We start from the raw sequence: 22,151 nt of genomic DNA on the forward strand, positions 1-22,151 counted from the left end.
TGAATTCTAACGTATTTGCCATAGAATTCAGTGCTTTTTAATATTTTAACTAAAGTTTTGATATGTGTGAATCTTATAAAGTTAATGGTTTTTTATTATAGTAAAATGAGAATAATAAAAATAATGTGATAAAATATAAATATACTTTTAATTAGTAATATAAGAAAATCGAGAAGTAACTTGATAGTTTCTGTTCATTAACCAGTGAAAGCTTCAACTATATTCACTATAGATTATTATTATATATTTAAATTTAAAAGGAGTTTGTAAATTTATGAGTTTAAGATTTATATATGGAAGAGCAGGAAGTGGTAAAAGTAATTTCTGCATAGAGGATATAAAGAAAAAAGTAGAAGAAGATGTAGAGTATCCACTTATATATCTAGTGCCAGAGCAGTTTTCCTTTCAATCAGAAAAGAGTATTTTGAATGCCATTGGAGAAAAATCAAATTTAAAGGTTAGAGTTATCAGCTTTAAAAGAATGGCTTTTAGGGTGATGAATGAAGTTGGTGGAATTACTCATAAGCACATGGATTCTGCTGGCAAATGTATGCTTATTTCGCATATAGTAGATAAAATACTGGAGGAGTTAACCGTATTTAGAGGAGCTGCAGCTCAGCAGGGATTTATAAATACTATATCGGATTCAATAAGTGAATTTAAAAGATATTCAGTTACTCCAGAATTGCTTTTAAAAACTGCAGAGGACATGGATAAAAATATAAATCTTAAAGATAAACTTTTGGATTTAAGTAAAATATATGGAGAATTTGAAGCTTTACTACATAAAAATTATATAGATGCTGATGATGACTTAACTTTGCTTGCGGAAAAGTTAGAAGAATCAAAAATCTTTAATAATGCTGAAATATGGGTTGATGAGTTCTCTAGCTTCACTCCGCAGCAGTATAAAATAATTGAAAAACTTTTAAGAAAGGCAAAAAGAGTAAATGTAGCATTAACCAGTGATTATGTAGATGGTAAAAACTATGGTACGGATATCTTTGAATTCACTAAGGGAACGGAAGATAGATTTTTAGAAATAGCAAGAAATAATAATGTTAAATTAGATAAACCCATAGTACTTACCAAAAAGCCTTTTTATAGATTTAAGAGCAGTGATGAAATGGCATTTTTAGAAAAAAATCTATTTGTTTTCCCCTACGAAAAATATAAAAGCAAAACTTCAGATATAAAACTTTTTAGAGCACAAAATACATATTCAGAAATAGAGGGTGCAGCCAGAGACATTATAAGAATGTGCAGAGATGAAGGCTATAGATATAAGGATATAGCTGTTATAACAAGAAATCTGGAAAATTATGAAACTATAATAGCTTCAATTTTTGAAGAACATGAGATACCCTATTTCATAGATGAAAAGAGAAATATTGAAGGAAATCTGATAGTTGTACTTGTAACATCTGTAATAGAAATTCTCACTAAAAATTGGTCCTATGAAGCTGTATTCAGATATTTAAAAACTACACTGACAAATGTGACAATTGAAGAAGTAGATATTCTTGAAAATTATGTTCTAGCCTCAGGAATAAAGGGAAAGAAAAAATGGCTGGAGGAAGAAATTTGGAATTATAGGCCGGATTCACTATTTGGAAGAGATGAAATATCTCTTCAGGAAGAGGAGCTTTTAAATAAAGTCAATTCTATAAGAAGTATTGTTATAGAGCCTCTAAAAAAGCTTTATAAAAACACTAGAGGAAAGAGAAATGGAGAAGAAATTTGCAGAACTGTATTTGAATTTTTAACGGAAATAGAGGTTCCGGAAAAAGTGGAGGCATTAATTGAAGATTTTAAGGAAAATAAAAGACAGACTCTTGCCAATGAATACAGTCAAATATGGAATATAATAATAGATTTATTAGATCAAACCGTTGAAGTAATGGGAGATACACCTCTTACTCTTGAAGAATTTGTTAAAATTATGTCCATAGGTTTTAGGGAGCATAAAATGGGATTGATTCCTCCTACAGTGGATCAAGTGCTAGTTGGTAGTGTGGAGAGGCTAAAAAGTCATGATATCTGCATTCTCTATTTAGTTGGAGTGAATGACGGAGTATTTCCATCGGTGAATAATGAAGAGGGAATACTAAGCGATAGGGATAGGGAATTGTTAAAGGATAGAGGAGTGGAGCTGGCAAAGAATACAAGATTAGCTGCATTTGAAGAGCAATTTTTAGTATATACTACTCTAACAATTCCAGGCAAATATCTCAGAATAAGTTATCCTATGGCAGATTACGAAGGTAAAAGCTTAAGACCTTCTATAATAGTTTCCAGATTAAAAACCATATATACCAATATAACAGAGGAAAGTGATTTGGTTTTTGAAGAAAGTGATGAGGATAGACTAAAGCTTATAGATGCAAAGCTTCCAGCATTTAATCATCTTATTTATGTGCTTAGAAAAAGGTTAGATGAAAATGATGATGCTATGCTTTGGAGAGATGTTTATAAATGGTTTAGCGGCTATGAATACTGGCGAGAAAAGTGCAAAAGAGCCTTCAGTGGAGCGTCCTACACAAATCAAACCCAACTCATAAATAGTGAAAAAGCTAAAAAACTCTATGGAGATAATATGCATATAAATGTATCCAGAATGGAGAGATATGCCCAGTGTCCTTTTGCTTACTATGTACAATATGGATTAAATGCCAAAGAGAGAAAGGTATTTAAGCTGAGCTATCCTGATATAGGAACCTTTATGCATAAGATAATAGATGAGTTTAGTGAAAAGGTAAAAGAAGAACAGCTTTCCTGGGATGAGCTTGATAAAAATTGGTGTGAAGAAAATATAAGCAGTATAGTGGAGAAGAATGTTAAAAAGAGTAATAGCTTTATTTTGAATAGCTCTCCAAGGTATAAATATCTTACAGAGAGGCTTAAAAGAGTACTTACTAAAACAGCTCTTGTAATAACAAATCATATAAAGAGAAGTGGATTTAAACCTGTAGGTTATGAAATAGATTTTAGTGAACAGGGGAGTTATCCACCAATAATTGTACGATTACCTTCTGGTGAAGAGATAAAGCTCATAGGGCGAATAGATAGAATCGATATGTTGGTTAAAGAAGGGGAGACCTATATAAGAATAATAGATTATAAATCTGGAAATAAGCTTTTTAAACTTTCTGATGTGTATTATGGACTACAGGTGCAGCTTTTACTTTATCTTGATGCCATACTTACAGAAGAGGGAAAAGATCTAGATAAAAAACCTATTCCAGGGGCCATATTGTATTTTAAAATAGATGATCCTCTGGTAAAAAGTAATAAGGATTTAAGTGATGATGAACTTAAAAAGGAAATAATGAAAAGATTTAAAATGAAAGGCTTATTAATAGATGATCCTGAAATAATTAAAGAGATGGATAGAGAAATGGAAGGTAATTCACTGATTATTCCTGCAAGAATAAATAAAGATGGTTCCTTAGGAAAATCTCAGGCAGCTTCAAGGCATCAATTTGAACTTTTGAGAAGTCATGTAAAGAATGTAATAGCTAAAAATTGTGAAAGCATGTTAAGTGGAGATATAAGTATTAAACCTTGTAAAAATAAGGACTCTGTACCTTGCGATTTTTGTATGTATTCCTCCATATGTGCCTTTGATCCATCTATAGATGATAACGGCTATAGATACATATACGATAAAAGTGATGAGGAAGTTTGGAGCCTGATTAGTAAGGAGAATGATAAGGAAGGTGAAAACAATGGGCAATAACTGGACTGAGGAGCAAAGGGAGGCTATTGAAACCAGGGGATGTAATTTGTTAGTAGCGGCGGCGGCAGGTGCAGGAAAAACGGCAGTTCTTGTAGAGAGAATAATAAAAATGATTACAGATAAAGAGAAAGCTGTGGATATAGACAGATTATTAGTTGTTACATTTACTAATGCGGCAGCAGCAGAAATGCGAGAGAGAATTGGAAATGCCATATCAAGGGAGCTTTTTAAGAATCCTGAATCAAAGCTTTTGCAAAGACAACTAGTGCTGCTGAATAAGGCAAGAATAACTACAATTCACTCCTTTTGTCTTGATATAATAAGAAATTATTTTCACCTTATAGATTTGGATCCTAAATTCAGAATAGCTGATGAGACAGAAGCTGTGTTATTGAAAAATGAAACTATAGAGGAACTTTTTGATAAAAAGTATGAGGAATCTGACAAGGAAGAATTTTTAAATCTGGTAGAATGTTATTGCTCCAACAGAGATGATTCAGCTCTTATGGAAATGGTACTTTCTCTTTATAATTTTGCGAAAAGCAGTCCCTGGCCAAAGCAGTGGCTTCAGAATATGAGTGAGGCTTTCAATATAAAGGAAGACTTTGACTTTGGCAGTTCAATTTGGGCAAAGTCAATTTTATCTAATGTAATAATTGAACTTACAGGTATTAATAAAGTAATAGAAAAGGCTTTGACAATTATTAATAATGAGAATACTCTGGAACCTTATGCTAAGTCTTATGAAGAAGATCTGGCAATGATAAATGATCTGGTCATAGAGAGTAAAAGTTCATGGAACAGCTTTATAGAATGCTTAAGCTCTGTAAAATTTCCAGCATTAAAGAGATGTGGTAAAGATGTAAACAGAGATAAAAAAGATCAGGTACAAAAAATAAGAGATAAATATAAAAAGCAAATAAAAGATATGCAGGAAGAAATATTAAGCTCTACTGGAGATACAATGGAGGATCATATTAGAGAATTATATCCGATTATGAAATGCCTTGGAGAACTGGTTATAGAATTTGATAGAGAATACATTAAGAAAAAGAGAAGTAGAGGTATAATAGATTTTAATGATTTTGAACATCTTACATTGCAGATACTTACAGATACAAGCGAAAAGGAAGAACTAGTTCCCTCCAAGGCAGCACTGGAGCTTAGAGAAAAATATGAAGAGATTCTAATAGATGAATATCAGGACAGTAATCTAGTACAGGAGGTTATATTAAATTCTATATCAAGGAATGACAGTGAAAATCCAAATTTGTTTATGGTAGGAGATGTAAAGCAAAGCATATACAGATTTAGACAGGCAAAGCCTGAGCTTTTTCTTGATAAATATATTAATTATTCCAGTGAATCAGGAGCAAAAAATAGAAAAATATTATTATTTAAAAATTTCAGAAGCAGGAAAGTAGTAGTGGATGGAGCTAACTATATATTTAAGGCCATAATGTCTGAAAATATAGGAGAACTCAATTATGATGAAAGGGAAGAATTAAAGGCAGGAGCAGAGTTTAGTGAGGTGAATGAGGATGAATTTACTGAACTTGGAGTCAATGAACTTCATATAATTGAAAAAAGCAAAGTTCAAGACAGTAATAATTCAGAATCTGATACCCTAGATGATGAGGAAGAAGAAAATATTGATAATATAAGACTTGAGGCAAGAATGGTAGCTTCAAAAATAAAGGAATTAATAGATAAAAAAGATAAGCCCTATGCTGTTTTTGATAAAAATATTGATAACTATAGAAGTATTCAGTATAAGGACATAGTAATACTGCTTCGAGCCACAGCAGGTTGGTCTCCTACTTTTACGGAGGAATTAAAGGCTTTTGACATACCTGTATTTGCAGATACAGGCAGTGGCTATTTTGAAACTACGGAAATAAAGACAATAATTTCATTATTGCAAATAGTAGATAATCCTCTACAGGATATAGCAATGCTTTCGGTATTACGTTCTCCTATAGCTTCCTTTACGGATGAGGATCTTATAGATATAAGGTCACTGGATAGAAGCAGCTCCTTTTATGAATTGATGAAGCTTGTAAAAAGTAAATATGATGAACTATGTACTGAAAATAATGAAAGTATTTATGCTAAAAATGAAGGAGGCAGCCTAGAGAATCTTAAATATAATAGGGAAAAGTCAAATAGAAATACTGAGGAATTTAAATATAGTGATGAGGACATCTATGCAGAATATGATGAGGGCTCTGAATATGTTAATGTAGAATATATAAAGGTGGATGAAGAAAAAAGTATAAGCAAGAAATTGGCAAAAAAATGTTATGATTTTGTAAGGTTACTTAAAGGATTTAGAGATTTGGCACTGCATATGCCTATAGATGAGTTTATATGGCATTTATACACTGAAACGGGCTATTACAGCTATGCTGGAGCTATGCCAGGAGGAGTTCAAAGACAGGCAAATTTAAGAATACTGTTTCAGAGGGCAAAAGCATATGAAAATACAAGCTATAAGGGGCTATTTAATTTTATAAACTTCATAAACAGATTGAAAATAAGCAGCAAAGACATGGGAAGTGCTAAAATATTAGGTGAGAATGAAAATGTAGTGCGAATAATGAGTATTCATAAGAGTAAAGGCTTAGAGTTTCCTGTAGTTATTCTAGCAGCCTGTGGTAAGAATTTTAACTTGAGAGACATGACAAAAACTGTATTATTTCATCATGACCTTGGAATAGGGCCGGATTATGTTAATTTTAAGAGAAGAATATCATATCCAACTATATTTAAAAATGCCATTAAGAAAAAAATAAAGCTGGAAAGTCTTTCTGAGGAAATGAGAATACTCTATGTATCATTAACCAGAGCTAAGGAAAAACTTATAATAACAGGTGCTGTAAGGGATATTGAAGCTGCAAGTAAAAACTGGGCAGAGGATATAAATAGTAATGAAGAAAAGATATCAGAAAATATAATACTTAGGGGAATGAGCTACCTGGATTGGATATGCCCTGCTGTTATTAAGCATGAAGCTGGAGAAGTTTTAAGAGAAAAAGCTGATGTATCTATAGAAGATAATTTCAAACTTAGTCATGAGTCTCAATGGAAAATAAAGCTTTGGACTAGAGATGAGATTGTAAAAGATAATATAATATTGTCTGAAAATGAAGTTTTTAGTGAGGACGATACTAGTAGTAAAGTTAAACTTGAGCATGAAAATAAAAAACTCAGTAAAATAGAAGTACTTAAAAATATTCTCTCTGAAATAGAAACTAAAGCGCCAAGAACTCCTTATTATGAGGAAATAGACAGAAGACTCAGCTGGAAATATAAATATGATCTGGCTAAGGGGTTACCTTCCAGTGTGTCGGTTACTGAATTAAAAAGGCAACAAAGCTCTGAGGATGAATATTCCAGAAATATATTTCCGCCAGTATTAAAGAAAAGACCAGTGTTCTTGGAGGAAAGAAAAGGACTTACGCCTGCAGAAAAGGGAACCGCCATGCATGCAGTAATGCAAAGACTTGATTTTAGCTTACCTATAACAAAGGAAAGTATAAAATCACAAATGGAAAAGATGATTTTTAAGGAGCTTATAACAGAAAAGCAAGCTGAAGCTGTAGATATAAAGAAGATAGAAAGATTTTTTCAGGGTGAAATTGGTAAAAGAATGCTTTCATCATTACATATAGAAAGAGAGATCCCTTTTGTAATCAGACTTAAGGCTTGTGATGTCTATGTAGAATTGTGTGAAGAAGATTATAAAGATGAAAGTATGATGCTTCAGGGAGCTATAGATTGCTATTTTGAAGAAAAAGATGGTCTTGTTCTTGTAGATTATAAAACAGATTATGTAACAGATAAAAATGTGAAAGCTGTAGTAGACAAGTATAGAAATCAGTTGAAATATTATTCTCAGGCACTTACCAAGATTACAGGAAAGAAAGTCAAGGAACAGTATTTATATTTATTCTATGATGGAAGAGTTGTAAAAATTTAAAGTTTATACAAATGCAATTTACCCCAGGGGTGCAATTTTTTCTAATTTTAATTTTCAACTTGCGTGTTCTTAAACTACGAATTTAAGTTTATATAAAAAGGAAGGGAAGTAATGAATATGAATAATATGATTAATGGTACAGAAAAACTTTTTTATAATGACCCATATCTTTGCGAAGCAGAATGTGAGGTAGAAGATATAATAGAGAAGGATGGCAAATATGAAGTGGTACTAAGGAGTACTCCCTTTTACCCTGAAGGCGGTGGTCAGCCATCTGACATAGGCTTTATGGATAACATAAAGGTTGAATATGTATATGAAAAAGAAGATATTATATACCATGTTATGTCAGAAAAGCCATCAAATAAAATAGTCAACTGCCAGGCGGATTTTGACAGAAGAGTGGATCACAATCAGCAGCACTCAGGAGAACATCTAATGTCAGCAGCCTTTTTCAAATTATATGACGCTGCCAATGCAGGTTTTCACCTTGGAGAAGAGTATGTAACTATGGACATTAAAATTAAAGATATGACAGAGGACATGATAAAGAAAGCAGAAAGAGAAGCAAATTATTATGTTTTCAGAAACGAACCTGTAAAAACTTATTTTTTAACCAAGGCAGAAGCAGAAAAATTGCCTTTGAGAAAAGCTATTACAGCTGAAGGAACTATCCGAATGGTACAGATGGGGGAAAATCTGGATTATAGTGCTTGCTGTGGTACTCAGGTTAGAAGAACAGGAGAAGTAAGAATCATTAAGGTTGTAAAATGGGAAAAGAATAAAGGCATGACAAGAATATATATAAAATGTGGTTTAAGAGCCTTTAAGGATTATGTTATTAAAAATGATTACGTTACAGAAATTGCCAGAGGCTTTTCGGTGGAAGATACTGAGATAGTAAATAAGGTAAAAAATCAGACAGAAGAAATAGGTAATTTAAAAAAGAAAATTTCAAATTTATATAATTCAATAGCGGAAAGTGAAGCACAAGCATTAATAGCAAAGACTGACTCTAAAATTATAGCTGCTGAATATAAAGAAGAAGGCTTTGATTTTCTAGACAAGCTTTATGAACATTTAAAAGACGAAGAATATATTCTTATTTTAAGTTCTCTAAAGGATAATAGATTTTTATTTGCACATAATGGTTCCTTTGATGTGGAGTGCGGAAAATTATTTAAGGAGAAGTTAAAAGAGTTTAATGGAAGAGGTGGGGGAAATGCTAAGAGGGCTCAAGCCAATTTTCCTGATTCAAATTCCATGAGAAGCTTCACTGAATATTTGAGAGAAAATGTTATAAAATATTAATAAATATTTTTCACTCTATTCCATTTATATCAATGTGTTAAACATCTTCTACATATAGACAATTGGATGATTATGTAAATTGTATTAAAACATTTATTGAAAACCATAGGATTTAGGTAAGACGTCTGTCTTATCTAAATCCTTTTTGAAGTTATATATAATATGAATAATTTTGGAAAAACAAGATATAAGAAGAAGGATTATAATAGATAATGTAGAATAATTTATTAAAAAGGAGGGATTTTAATGGAAAACAATGAAAAAATATTAAATAATCTGCTTCAAAGAGTTGAATTAACAGAGGGTGCCATGGAGGAACTTGTGATAGTATTGCAGACTTTAAATAAGATATTCACTGAAAAGGGTATATATGATATAGATAAATTCCATGCTCTTATGGAAGAAGTTGCAAAAGATGAAAAGACTAATTTTAGATATAGGGATAATATAAATAAAGTTAAGGAAAGCTTTAAGGAAAGTGAAAAATAGCGATTTAAAATAATTTTAATGTGAACTAAAAAAGTAATTTAAGTATAGAAAAACACTGATTAGGGCTTTGAAAGTAAGTCTTGATCGGTGTTTTTGAATAAAGTCGTTGAGATATTACAATATAAACTTTCAGATGATACAGTGTAAAAAATAAATGCTATAGTACTATAAGATAGTTTTTTCAATAAGGACAAATGAATTTAGAAATTAATATAAAAATTTGTATTGAAAAAACTAATACTATTAGTTATAATAAAACTAAGGACATTAGTATAATAACTAATCATATTAGTTATTATTATATTAATTTATTATTAAAAAAAAGGTGAGGAGATGATATCATGCGAATTATTCATGAAAAAACAGTTTATCAATTGACATTTTTACCACATTTGTTTCCTGTTAATTGTTATTTTGTGGAGGAAGAAGATGGATTAACTTTGATTGATGCTGCACTACCTTATAGCTGGAAGAAAATAATAGAGGCTGCGGATAGTATCGGGAAAAAAATTACAAAGATTATTTTGACTCATGCACACGAGGATCATGTAGGCTCTTTAGATGCACTGAAAAAAGCCATCCCGGATATTCCTATATATATTTCAAAGCGCGATGCTAAGTTGATGACTGGAGATTGCACATTAGAATTGAATGAACCGAATTTGCCGATACGTGGAGCAGTACCAAAAAAACTTAAGACACGAGCAAATATTTTACTCAAAGAGGGGGATAAAATTGGTTCACTGATTGCTATATCAGCACAAGGACATACTCCTGGGTCCATGGCGTTTTTAGATACGCGCAATAATTCCTTAATAGCTGGAGATGCATTTCAAACAAGAGGAGGTATAGCTGTAGCAGGACAACTTCGACTATGGTTTCCGTTTCCTGCAATGGCAACATGGAATAAGCAAGCAGCACTAGAGAGTGCACGAAAACTCAGAGGATATTTTCCTTCATTACTTGCTGCTGGTCACGGACCAATGCTAAAACAGCCAGTAACTGCTATGGATGGTGCCATTGCTAGAGCTGAACAAAATTTAGAAAATACAAAATAGTAGAGGAAGATGATAATATGTCTCCAAGAATGGGAGTTGATTTGTCTGCAATTTTGAAAGTTGCAGTAGAAATTGCAGATACAAAGGGCATGGATGAAGTAACATTAGCTTTAGTAGCTAAAAAACTGCATATTCGCACTCCATCCTTATATAATCATATAAATGGATTGAAAGACTTGCGAAAAAAATTGGCCATTTATGGTATGGAACAATTTTATAACACTTTGGCACATGCAACCATTGGGTTAGCAGAAGATGATGCAGTTCGTTCACTGGTTGGAGTGTATGTAGCATTTGCTCGTACTCATCCGGGATTGTATGAAGCAACTCTTCTTGCCCCAGATCCAAGTGATATAGAAGTGCAGCGGTCCGGAAGCAAAATTGTAGATATTGTTATCAGAGTGCTGAAAGCTTATGGGTTGGAAGGTGAAGCAGCACTGCATGCTACCCGTGGATTGCGAAGTATCTTACATGGATTTGTTTCATTAGAGCAAAAAGGTGGATTTGGACTTCCATTAGATATTGATGTAAGTCTAAATTTTATAATTGATACTTTTCTTACTGGGATTCATGCGTTGGAATATCAATGAATCTTACTCAGTGGGAGTATTACGGATGGTAGTCATCGGATAAATGTGGAGGAAATATGAAAAATGAAAAAATAAGTAAAAATTGCGATGTATTTATTTATAATGAACTAAAAGAGTATACCACTAACATTTTCTTAATTGAAAAGAAGTCAAAGATATTTTTAATTGATACTTTTTGTGGTTCTGAGAGTATGATACCAATAAAGAAAATATTAGCAGATAAATATAATAGTAAGGAAGTTATCGTTATAAATACGCATTTTCACTGGGATCACGTATGGGGAAACTCTAGTTTTAAGAAAAATATAATAATTAGTCATAAATTATGTAGAGAGATATTGAATGAACATTGGGAAGAGCAATTTAAGAAAAATGAAAATTATATATTAGGCAGTGTTGAAAAGTCTCTTCCTAATCTTACTTTTAAAGGAAGTATTAATTTTCCTGATGAAGGAATAGAAATATTTTATAGTCCAGGCCATACTGTGGATAGTATTTCAATATTTGACTATGATGAAAAAATATTGTATGTTGGCGATAATTTGGAAAAGCCAATTATATATGTAGAACATAAGGATATTGACACGTATATACAAACTCTTAATGCATATTTAGGTTATAAATTTACAAAGATTATGGCTGGTCATACATTAAATTTAACTGAGAAAGATATCTATGAGACAATAAAATATTTAAATGATCTAAAAAACGGAAACAAATTTGAATTTGAGTCGAAATACATGAGGAAAATCCACCAACAAAATTATAGATTTATTCATAAATAGTATAATTATATAAATTACAAACAGGCGAATTCCATAAAAATTTTAATATAGAGTATAGGTGTAATTCACTAATTAATTTAGAATAATTATTAAGACAAAAGTCAAAAATTGTATAGGGAGAAAGTCTCAAAAAACGTTTTGTGCCTTGAGGAGAGTGAAAGGAATGGTTATATTTATGAAAAAGAATATACTAATAATTACTACAGAAAATAAGGAAATAAATAATGTATTAAATTCTCTTACCATATAGGATTTTATCATCTCTTATTAAGTAGACAACTCTTCCTATAAATGTTTTACCATTGGGAGATTTTATTTCCACTTTTATCCCTCTTGGATGATCATGTCTTGTGAGTTTACGGATAACAACTCCTTGTGTTAGGTCATCTATTTTAGAAGCAGATCTTTGCATAGATTTTTCACAAATATATACAGTGTCACCTATATTAATAGAGTTTACTAATTTGGATTCATATGATCTGTCTTTGAAATAATCTTTTTCCATAAATGTGTACTCCTCACTTTTGCTAATACTACAAATTCATAGCTTATTTTTTTAGTATTTTAATTTATAATAAGTATATCAGATTTTAGTGTAAAATGATACTATTGTAGAGAGGTAAGTACTATAGACATATGTAATATTTAACTCTATCTTAATACTATATTAGAAATAGCTACATAGCAAGTTTCTACATTTAATATTAAGCACAACATTAAATATGAAGGAGAGATAATATATGTTAGATAAAAATATTGAAATGATGAAAAAAATAATTGAAGAGAAAAAGAAAAAAAGTTCACAGCAAGGTTCTCTTAAAAGGGCAGATAAAAGCATTGGAAAAAGTCAAGGTGCATATAAAAACACGAAACAAGGTGGAGTATTTGATAAATAAAAGAGTTGAAATTGCTTATTGGAGTCATCATAACCTCACTTTATTCTAATAAATCGAGTAAATTAAAGGAATATCATGATAATTATATATATCCAACTTATAAAGTTTTTTGTATAATTTTCACCAAATTGATACATAATATTTATAAAGTGACATTTTTTAGTTTCAATTGGAAATTAAACTAGAGTAATTTCTATTGATAGGGAAAATAGTCACTTTAGAATTCTGTGTAATAAAATCTTTATAGGTAGGTAATTCTACAAAGAACAATAAAGTGAATTCAATAAATTTATTTACAAAAGAGAGGCAAATAATATGACAAAGAATTTATTTAAAGAATTTCCGGAAATAAAAACAAATGAAATAATGCTGAGAAAATTAAATTTTAATGATATTCAGGATATGTTTGAAATTTTTTCCGATGAAGAAGTATTGAAATATTATGATGTTCTTCCACATAAGAATATTGAAGATACAGAAAGATTATTTTTTACATTTACTAATAATTATAAAGATAATAAAGCAATAAGATGGGGTATTGTCAATCTAGAAAATAATAAGTTGATTGGTACCTGTGGATTTCATAATTTTGATTATAAATCAACTAGAGCGGAGATTGGATGCGAGCTTAACAAAGCTTATTGGAAACAAGGTTTTATGCACAAAGCTCTTAATGAGATTATTAAAATTGGATTTGAAAATAGTCCTTTAAATAGAATTGAAGCAATAGTAGATGATGAAAATGAAAACTCCAAATTGATTCTTGAAAAATTAGCTTTTAAACATGAAGGTTGCTTAAGAAAACGATTTTATTTCAATGGACAATTTAGAAATGAAAATTATTTTGGACTGCTTAAAGATGAGTGGAAATAATTATAATATAAGAGCACTTTTATTCATTATGAATTTGAGTGCTATAATTTTGTTTTCCATTATGATAAGATATATATTATCAATGAATCTTACTCAGTGGGAGTTTGTGCTTCCACTGAGTTTAGATGAATTATCCAGGAGCGTGTCGCTGTTATCTCCAGCTTGTAGACGGTAGAGTGTTACAGCGACTAGTTATCGGATAAATAATAGGAATTATATTATTTTAAGTTATATGGTGATTATCTCACAAAAAGTATATTTAATAAAATATATATACTATATATGGTGAAGATTCACATTGAAGCAACTATAAATGAAAATTAATTTATAACTTTTGTGTTTTAATCGTATGATTTGTTTCAAAGAAAAATTTAACCTAGATATTAGCACATGATGGTAAGGAGAAAGTAAAATGATATTGTCTGGAAAAGAAATCAAAGATAGATTGGGAAAAGAAATAGTAATAGAACCTTTTAGTGAAAAGCAGTTAAACCCCAATAGTTACAATTTGAAATTGCATAATGAATTACTTGTATATGAAGATGAAGTTCTAGATATGAAAAAGGAAAATAAGGCTAGAAAAATCATAATACCACCTGAAGGGATAGTTTTACAACCAAATAAACTTTATCTTGGCAGAACCAAGGAATATACAGAAACAGATAAATTTGTTCCTATGCTTGAAGGTAGATCATCTGTGGGTAGACTTGGCTTGTTTATACATGTAACCGCAGGTTTTGGAGATGTTGGATTCTGTGGATACTGGACTTTAGAAATTCACTGTATTCAGCCTATAAGAATATATTCAGATGTAGAAATATGCCAAATATATTATCATTCAATTGAGGGCAATTATGATAGATATTCTAAGGGTAAGTATCAAAATAACAGTGGAATTCAGACCAGTTTATTATATAAAGATTTTGAAAAGGAATAATTTGGTGATTAAAAATTATTTATAATATATGTGTTTCAATAAATTATCTTTAATACATGGTATAAATAATTGCTGTAATTATGACATATTTTTTGTTTTATATTATAGCTTAAATATGTATTTTTGTGCTAGTTAATGAAATCTTTATTGAAAATGATAATATATTTATATATAATACAAGTAGTCGACGTCGACAAAATAGCTTGCTGTAGAAATAATAGAGTATAAAATATTTAGATAAAGTTAAAATTTATATATTATCTTTATATATTTGGATAAATATAGAAGTTTGCATTTGTATAGAGGGGGTTTTATGCTATGGTAAAATCAATTAAGGATACAATAACTTTAAATAATGGTGTGGAGATTCCACAACATGGCTTTGGAGTATATTTAATTACTGATGAGAAAAATGGGTATGAGGCAATTAATAAGGCTCTAGAAGTTGGATATCATGCTTTTGACACAGCACAATTCTATGAAAATGAAGCTTTATTAGGTAAAATATTAAGTGAATCCAATGTTAAAAGAGATGAATTATTTATAACTACTAAAGTTGCTAATTATAATCAAGGATATGACAGTACGCTTAGCACTGTGGAACAGTCTTTAAAAGATTTACATATAGATCAAATAGATCTTTTACTAGTTCATTGGCCAAGTAAAAGACGTTTTTTTGAAACCTGGAAGGCAATGGAGAAATTGTATAATGAAAAATTAGTTAAAGCTATTGGTGTATCTAATTATGAAATTCATCATTTAGAAGAGCTTGCTGCAAATTCTGAGATAAAACCAGTTATTGATCAGGTTGAATGTCATCCGTATTTAACCCAGGAAAAAATTAAGGAGTATGCAGATAAAAATCACATAGCGTTTCAAGCTTGGAGTCCACTCGGCAGAGGGGCAGTACTTAATGATCCTATTATTAGAATAATTGCAGAACATCATAATAAATCAAGTGCACAGATAATTATTCGTTGGCATTTACAAAAGGGAAATGTTGTAATTCCAAAATCCAGTACACCTTCCCGTATTGAAGAAAATGCAAATGTGTATGATTTTAGCTTAACTGAAGAAGAAGTTAAGATTATAGATGCTTTAAATAAAGACGAAAGAACTGGCGATGACCCAGATGCTTTATGGTTTCAAATGTAACATAAACAAATTCTTTAAGTAAATAAATTGAAAATAATGTAAATTAATAAAAAACTGTCTTAAAAAAGTAATTTTTATAAGGCGGTTTTTTTGTCGAAAAATATAATTTAAATAATTTTGTAATATTAAATATGACCATAAAATATGTTATTATATTAATAAGTACATAACAAAATTATGTAAGGAGAAATTTTATGATTATACCAGAAAAATTAAAAATAGGGGATGAGATTAGAGTCATAGCTCCATCAAGAAGTTTCCATATGATAGATAAGGCTACAAGAGTTATTGCAGATAAATGCTTAAAGAAAATAGGTTTGAAAGTTACTTTCTCTAATGCTGATTTTGGACACACTAATCCAAGAATAACTTTCCCTATTGGAGAATATGCAGAACTTATAGCGGAAAAAGAAATTAAAATTTCAATAAAGAATCATTAAAGATATGAAAGAAGTAAGAAAAATTAGATTCTCCAAATAATTTTCTAAACTATTTGGAGAATTTAGGTTATGATTTATTTAAAAGGAGAAGAGCATGCTAAAAGATAAAATACTAAACAGAGAAACCGGTATAATAACTTATGCTATAACACCACCAAAGAAGGATAATACAAAAGAAAAAATTGCTGAAATTTCACAAAGACATCTGGAAAGAATAAAAAATATAGATATAGATGGTTTGATTATATATGATATACAAGATGAAACTGACAGATTGAAAGATGAGAGACCTTTTCCATTTTTGGAAACAATAGATCCTGCTGCATATGGTAAAGAGTATTTGAAGGAATTAAAGGTAGAAAAAATCATTTATCGCTGCGTTGGCAAATATAATTCACAGGAGTTAAAGCAGTCCATAACATCCGAGACACAGCGGGATAAATTTTCTGTATTTGTAGGTGCCGCTTCACGCAATCAAGAAGTTAAATTAAACTTATCAGAAGCATATAAGTTAAAAGATAAGTTTAATGAAAATTTCATGCTAGGTGGTATTGTAATACCAGAGAGGCATACGAAAAGTAATGATGAACATATGAGAATTGTTAGTAAGGCAAAATGTGGATGTGAGTTCTTTGTTTCTCAGGTAATATATAATATAGAGGCTTCAAAAAATCTACTGTCAGATTATTTTTATTATTGTCAGGATAATAATATTAAAATGGTGCCTATATTGTTTACGCTTACTCCTTGCGGATCTACAAAAACTTTAGAGTTTATGAAATGGCTTGGTATAAATATACCGAAATGGTTAGAAAATGACTTGATACATTCAAAGGATATATTAGATAAATCAATAGATTTATCAAAAAGTATATTTGAAGAATTATTAGATTTTGCATTAGATAAAGGAATACCAATTGGATGCAATATTGAAAGCTTATCTATTAGAAAAGTAGAAATAGAGGCTTCAATACAGCTAGTAAAGGATATAAAGGCCATTATTGAAAATAAAATGAGAAAAGGTGATTTTTATAAATAGATATTTTATAAAGGTTTATGGAAGAGTTCAAGGAGTTGGTTTTAGATTTCATGCCCAGTATTTGGCTGATCATTTTAAATTAACTGGATGGGTAAAAAATTGTGAAGATGGAACTGTTGAGATGGAGGTTCAGGGGAGAGAAGATGATATAGATGCATTTAAAATAAAGATTAAAGAGGGAAATAGATTTATAAAGGTAAAGGATATATATTCTGAAAAAATAGATATTACTAGTGAAGAAAAAACATTTAGGGTTATTTACTAAAGAGGTGAGTTATGTGAGTATTGCTGATGGCAAGTATTTAAAAATAGTTAAAGATATATTAGAAAATGGATATTTTGATAATAATAGAACGGGTGTAGAAACTTATAAATTACCTCATCAAATTATGAAATTTGATCTTGAAAAAGAATTTCCAATTTTAACAACAAAATTTGTAGCTTTTAAAACTGCTGTACAGGAAATGCTTTGGATATGGCAAAAACAAACTAATGACGTCACCTGGCTAGATGAAAGAAATATTCATATATGGGATAGCTGGGCAGATGAGAATAATACCATTGGTAAAGCATATGGGTATCAGATAGCAAAGTATGATCAGTTAAATAAATTGATAAATACTTTGAAAACAAATCCACAAGATAGGAGAATGATAGTATCATTATGGAATATAGATGATTTGCCTGATATGATGCTGCAGCCATGTGCATTTCAAACTATGTGGGATGTCACTAATGAAAGACTCAATTGTATGTTAGTACAAAGAAGTGGAGATATGCCGCTGGGAATACCATTCAACACAACTCAATATGCAGTATTAGTTCATCTAATAGCACAGGTAGTTGGCTTAAGACCGGGGCTTTTTACTCATGTAATTAATAATGCACATATTTATAAAAATCAAGTTGAAGGTATGAAGCTGCAGCTTGAAAGACTGGATAAAGCTTACGAAGCGCCTAAGCTTTGGATAAATCCAAAAATTAAGAATTTTTATGATTTTACTATAAATGACATAAAATTAATTGATTATAAGCACTGGGGAAAGATAAAAATGGAGGTATCAGTGTAATGATTGCAATAATAGCGGCAGTAGCAAAAAATAATGCTATAGGTAAAGATAATGAATTATTATGGTATTTACCAGAGGATTTAAAAAGATTTAAGAAAATTACTATAGGACATACAATAATCATGGGAAGAAAAACCTTTCAATCTCTACCAAAAATTTTGCCTGATAGACATCATATGGTAATTACAAGAAATAAAACATTTAAAGTGGAAGATGATAGAGTAACTGTAGTTAATTCAATAGAAGAACTTCTAGCTTCATTAAAGGAAGATGAAGAGTATTTTGTCATAGGTGGTGCAGATATATATAAGCAGCTTTTACCTTACGCAGAAAAGATGTATATAACTGCTGTGGATGATGAATTTGATGGAGATGTTTTCTTTCCAGATATAAATCATAAGGATTGGAGAATTGTGGAGAATACTGAGCAACTACAAAACAGCAAAAATTCTTTATCCTATAGATTTATCACATTTAAAAGAATTAATAACAATGAGAATTGAACTACTCTAACTTAAAGAAGTAAGAGCTTCCTGCTTCCAAGAGTTCGTAATCTACATCCTCCACAATTTAAGGTTAAACTTTATATATGTGCTATATTGACATTTATAAAAAGCTATGATATATTTTCACTAATATATCTTATCCTATGATTAGAGTCTGTAATATTTAATCTCCTAAAGAGGGGATTTACAGAATAGAGATATTTTAAGTTAATTAATTTAAAGAATTTTACTAAGTAAGAATCGCTGAAGTTTTAAACAAATGCTAACTGGAAAACCAGAGGCTTTGTGTGGAATAATATAATTCCGCCCAAAGTCTTTTTTTTATTTCTAAAATTCAATGTAGTAAAATTATGGACTACATAGATTATATGTAGTCTATGTATAAAATAAGTAAAATCAATCAGTGTACAAGTCTATACACTAAATATTATTGAAAGGAATGAATAAAATATGAGTATTAATTTAAAAGATACTGCAGCTCCCCTTAGAGAAAAGAGATTAGGTTCTGTTTCAGGATACAGTGGAGATGCTGAAGAACTATATAAAAAATCTCATGATGGCAGTCTAAAGGATACAGACAGATCATTTTCGCAGTGCACTTCCTGCAGTGCAAATCAAGTGAAAAATCAACTTGTATATATACAAGATGCTGCTGTAGTAGAGCACGGCCCTGCAGGCTGTAGTGGAGATATACCAAATAGAAATATGGTTGGAAGATCAGGAAGAAAGAAGAGAAAGCTTCCTATTAGAAATTTACACTATATAAACACAAATTTAACTGAGAAAGATACAATATACGGTGGTGCTAAGAAATTAGAGTTATCAATAAAAGAAGCTAAAAGGAGATTTAATCCTAAAGCGATTTTTGTAACTACTACCTGCGCATCAGGAATAATTGGAGATGATGTGGAAGCTATATGCAATAAAATGGAAATAGAAATAGGTATACCTGTTATTACCATAGTTTGCGAAGGCTTTAGATCTAAGATTTGGGCATTGGGATTTGATGCAGCTTATCATGGAATACTGAGAAAAATAGTAAAACCAGCCGTAAAGAAAAGAAATGATTTGGTTAATATAATTAACTTTCAGGGAAAGGATATTTTTACAGGACTTTTTGGAAGACTGGGACTTAAGGTTAACTATCTTGTTCCTTATACTACTATTGAACAATTATCACATATTTCTGAAGCGGCAGCTACTGTGCAGATATGTGCTACTCTAGGTACTTATTTTGCAGCAGGACTTGAAGAACATTTTGGAGTACCAGAAGTAAAATCTCCACCGCCTTATGGTATTGCTGGTACAGATGCATGGTTCAGAGAACTGGGAAAAGTGGTTCATAAGGAAAAAGAAGTTGAAAAGCTAATAGCGGAGGAAAAAGAGAAGATAACTACAAAATTAGAAGAATTAAGGAAAAAACTAAAAGGCAAGAAGGTATATATAGGTGCTGGAGCCGCTCATGGCCATGGGATGATGGCTATTGTTAATGAACTTGGCATGGAGCTTGTAGGAGGATGTACCTGGCATCATGATGCTAAATTTGACAATGGTGACGATAAAGCTGATAGTCTTAAGCATGTTGTAGAGAATTATGGTAATTTTAAATTATCAATTTGTAATAAGCAGTCCTTTGAATTAGTGAATACATTATATAATTTGAAACCAGATTTATTTATAACCAGGCATGCTAGTACAATATGGGCAAGTAAATTAGGTATTCCCTCTTTGGAAATGGGAGATGAGCATTTTGCCATAGGTTATCAGGGCCTACTAAATTATGGAGAGGTTATTTTGGATACTATAAGTAATCCTATGTTTGTAAAAAAAATTGCTGAACACAGTAAGCTTCCCTATACTGATTGGTGGCTAAAACAAAATGCCTTTAAATTTTTAGGAGGTGAAGCCTAATGAGTGAAATACTTCAGGAACCAAGACATTTTTGTGCATTGGGTGCTCAGCAGACCGTTATCGCTATTGAAAGAGCTATTCCAATTGTTCATGCTGGTCCAGGATGCAGTGCAAAACTTACTACGGCCATGGCTTCCTCCGGAGGACATCAAGGTTCAGGATATTCAGGAGGGGATGCTATTCCCTGCAGTAATTTGATAGAAAAAGATGTAGTATTTGGTGGAGAAAAAAAGTTAAGAAAACTTATTGAAGGAACTCTACAGGTAATGGATGGAGATTTCTTTGTTGTACTTACAGGATGTATTTCGGATATAGTGGGTGATGATGTAGGAAGTGTAGTGAAAGAGTTTACAGGAAGAGGGATACCTATTGTATATGCAGAAACAGGGGGATTTAAAGGTGATGCATATAAGGGACATGAATTGGTTTTAGAAGCTATAATAAATCAATATTTAAAACCTTCACCGGAGAAGATTGAAGGACTTGTAAATGTATTTGCATCAGTGCCTACTCATGATCCATTCTGGGAAGGGGATTTAAATGAAATTAAAGAATTATTGAAAAGCATTGGACTTCAGGCAAACATATTATTTGGCCATAATAGTGGAGGCATAGAGGCTATAAACAACATACCCAAGGCAGAATTTAATCTCGTAATTTCTCCATGGATAGGTTTGAAAGCAGCTAAACTTTTGGAGAAAAGGTTTGGAACAAAGTATTTACACTATCCAGTATTACCTATAGGTGGAGTGGAAACCAGTAAGTTTCTAAGAACAGTAGCGGATTTTGCTGGAGTAAATAAAGAATTAGTTGATAAGGTTATTAAGGAAAAAGAAGAGGAGTTTTATCATTATCTAGTTCGTTCTGGTGAATTTCTTGTAGCATCTAGATATGATTTACCAAAGAAATTTTTTATAATAGATGATTCTTCCTATACTCTGGGAATAACTAAATTTTTAGTAAATGACTTAGGACTTTTACCTGCACATCAATTTATTACCGAAGATGTGCCAGATCAGTTCAAAGATAAAATTATAGAATATTTTAAGGAGTTTGATATTGAAATAACCGCTGATGTTACTTTTTCACAGGATGGTGGAGTTATAAATGAAGAATTGAATAAGTATGAAATTAATACCTATCCATTAATATTAGGAAGCTCCTGGGATGTAGATATAGCAAATATAATAAATGGTTTGCATTTGAGTGTAGGACTTCCTATAACAGATAGACTCATATTAAATCATACTTATGTAGGGTACAGAGGTGGATTGAATTTAATTGAGGATATCTATACTAAGCTTTTATCTTTACAAATTTAAATTATTAATAGAATATTTTCATTGAAGATGCCTTATTTCAAAATATAT

General features: G+C 30.9%; 19 protein-coding genes. 18 read left to right on the forward strand and 1 reads right to left on the reverse strand.

Annotated features, from left to right (window positions below; translation table 11 throughout):
- Positions 1–274: 274 nt before the first annotated feature.
- The 7 genes from addB (at position 275) to CLOPA_RS11075 (ending at position 11,954) form a co-directional block, all read left to right on the forward strand.
- Positions 275–3,739, forward strand: coding sequence for a helicase-exonuclease AddAB subunit AddB (gene addB, locus CLOPA_RS11045; RefSeq protein WP_015615508.1), 3,465 nt, complete (start codon positions 275–277; stop codon positions 3,737–3,739).
- A complete protein-coding gene (gene addA / locus CLOPA_RS11050) occupies positions 3,729–7,721 on the forward strand; it encodes a helicase-exonuclease AddAB subunit AddA (protein ID WP_015615509.1) in 3,993 nt (1,330 codons plus the stop codon). The genes addB and addA overlap by 11 nt, the downstream gene beginning before the upstream one ends.
- Before the next feature lie 117 nt (positions 7,722–7,838).
- The gene (locus CLOPA_RS11055; RefSeq protein WP_242834297.1) at positions 7,839–9,032 is read left to right on the forward strand and encodes an alanyl-tRNA editing protein; all 1,194 of its coding nucleotides are present in this window, start codon (positions 7,839–7,841) and stop codon (positions 9,030–9,032) included.
- A gap of 246 nt (positions 9,033–9,278) precedes the next feature.
- Positions 9,279–9,521, forward strand: coding sequence for a hypothetical protein (locus CLOPA_RS11060; protein WP_015615511.1), 243 nt, complete (start codon positions 9,279–9,281; stop codon positions 9,519–9,521).
- A gap of 341 nt (positions 9,522–9,862) precedes the next feature.
- Positions 9,863–10,579: an MBL fold metallo-hydrolase gene (locus tag CLOPA_RS11065; RefSeq protein WP_015615512.1), complete on the forward strand. Its 717-nt coding sequence runs from the start codon at positions 9,863–9,865 to the stop codon at positions 10,577–10,579.
- A gap of 17 nt (positions 10,580–10,596) precedes the next feature.
- Positions 10,597–11,169 carry a TetR/AcrR family transcriptional regulator gene (locus CLOPA_RS11070; RefSeq protein ID WP_015615513.1) on the forward strand — a complete coding sequence of 191 codons (573 nt, stop codon included), beginning with the start codon at positions 10,597–10,599 and terminating at the stop codon, positions 11,167–11,169.
- A gap of 56 nt (positions 11,170–11,225) precedes the next feature.
- On the forward strand, positions 11,226–11,954 hold the full coding sequence (locus tag CLOPA_RS11075; RefSeq protein WP_015615514.1) for an MBL fold metallo-hydrolase: 729 nt from the start codon (positions 11,226–11,228) through the stop codon (positions 11,952–11,954).
- A 229-nt stretch (positions 11,955–12,183) separates the two neighbouring features.
- Here the strand turns inward: CLOPA_RS11075 and CLOPA_RS11080 are convergent, their stop codons facing one another.
- Positions 12,184–12,459, reverse strand: coding sequence for a DUF2196 domain-containing protein (locus CLOPA_RS11080; protein ID WP_015615515.1), 276 nt, complete (start codon positions 12,457–12,459; stop codon positions 12,184–12,186).
- Positions 12,460–12,694: 235 nt separating this feature from the next.
- Between CLOPA_RS11080 and CLOPA_RS25600 the strand changes: the two genes are divergently transcribed.
- The 11 genes from CLOPA_RS25600 to CLOPA_RS11130 all read left to right on the forward strand — a co-directional run bounded on the left by CLOPA_RS25600 (position 12,695) and on the right by CLOPA_RS11130 (position 22,103).
- Positions 12,695–12,850, forward strand: coding sequence for a hypothetical protein (locus CLOPA_RS25600; protein ID WP_015615516.1), 156 nt, complete (start codon positions 12,695–12,697; stop codon positions 12,848–12,850).
- A gap of 315 nt (positions 12,851–13,165) precedes the next feature.
- Entirely contained in the window at positions 13,166–13,723 is a 558-nt protein-coding gene (locus CLOPA_RS11085) for a GNAT family N-acetyltransferase (RefSeq protein ID WP_015615517.1), read from the forward strand.
- 412 nt (positions 13,724–14,135) lie between these two features.
- Complete coding sequence (dcd, locus tag CLOPA_RS11090; protein ID WP_015615519.1) at positions 14,136–14,660, forward strand: dCTP deaminase; 525 nt, start codon at positions 14,136–14,138, stop codon at positions 14,658–14,660.
- A 318-nt stretch (positions 14,661–14,978) separates the two neighbouring features.
- Entirely contained in the window at positions 14,979–15,815 is an 837-nt protein-coding gene (locus CLOPA_RS11095; RefSeq protein ID WP_015615520.1) for an aldo/keto reductase, read from the forward strand.
- A gap of 194 nt (positions 15,816–16,009) precedes the next feature.
- On the forward strand, positions 16,010–16,255 hold the full coding sequence (locus CLOPA_RS11100; protein WP_015615521.1) for a hypothetical protein: 246 nt from the start codon (positions 16,010–16,012) through the stop codon (positions 16,253–16,255).
- Between the two features lie 94 nt (positions 16,256–16,349).
- Positions 16,350–17,294, forward strand: coding sequence for a methylenetetrahydrofolate reductase (locus tag CLOPA_RS11105; protein ID WP_015615522.1), 945 nt, complete (start codon positions 16,350–16,352; stop codon positions 17,292–17,294).
- Positions 17,287–17,559 (forward strand): acylphosphatase, encoded by a 273-nt coding sequence (locus CLOPA_RS11110; RefSeq protein ID WP_041711429.1) that lies wholly within the window; start codon positions 17,287–17,289, stop codon positions 17,557–17,559. The genes CLOPA_RS11105 and CLOPA_RS11110 overlap by 8 nt, the downstream gene beginning before the upstream one ends.
- Before the next feature lie 13 nt (positions 17,560–17,572).
- Positions 17,573–18,364, forward strand: coding sequence for a thymidylate synthase (locus CLOPA_RS11115; protein ID WP_015615524.1), 792 nt, complete (start codon positions 17,573–17,575; stop codon positions 18,362–18,364).
- A complete protein-coding gene (locus CLOPA_RS11120; protein ID WP_015615525.1) occupies positions 18,364–18,867 on the forward strand; it encodes a dihydrofolate reductase in 504 nt (167 codons plus the stop codon). The genes CLOPA_RS11115 and CLOPA_RS11120 overlap by 1 nt, the downstream gene beginning before the upstream one ends.
- Positions 18,868–19,320: 453 nt before the next feature.
- Complete coding sequence (locus tag CLOPA_RS11125; protein ID WP_015615526.1) at positions 19,321–20,781, forward strand: nitrogenase component 1; 1,461 nt, start codon at positions 19,321–19,323, stop codon at positions 20,779–20,781.
- Complete coding sequence (locus tag CLOPA_RS11130; RefSeq protein WP_015615527.1) at positions 20,781–22,103, forward strand: nitrogenase component 1; 1,323 nt, start codon at positions 20,781–20,783, stop codon at positions 22,101–22,103. The genes CLOPA_RS11125 and CLOPA_RS11130 overlap by 1 nt, the downstream gene beginning before the upstream one ends.
- Positions 22,104–22,151: the final 48 nt, after the last annotated feature.

It is taken from the genome of Clostridium pasteurianum BC1 (genome assembly GCF_000389635.1).
Lineage (GTDB): Bacteria > Bacillota > Clostridia > Clostridiales > Clostridiaceae > Clostridium_I > Clostridium_I pasteurianum_A.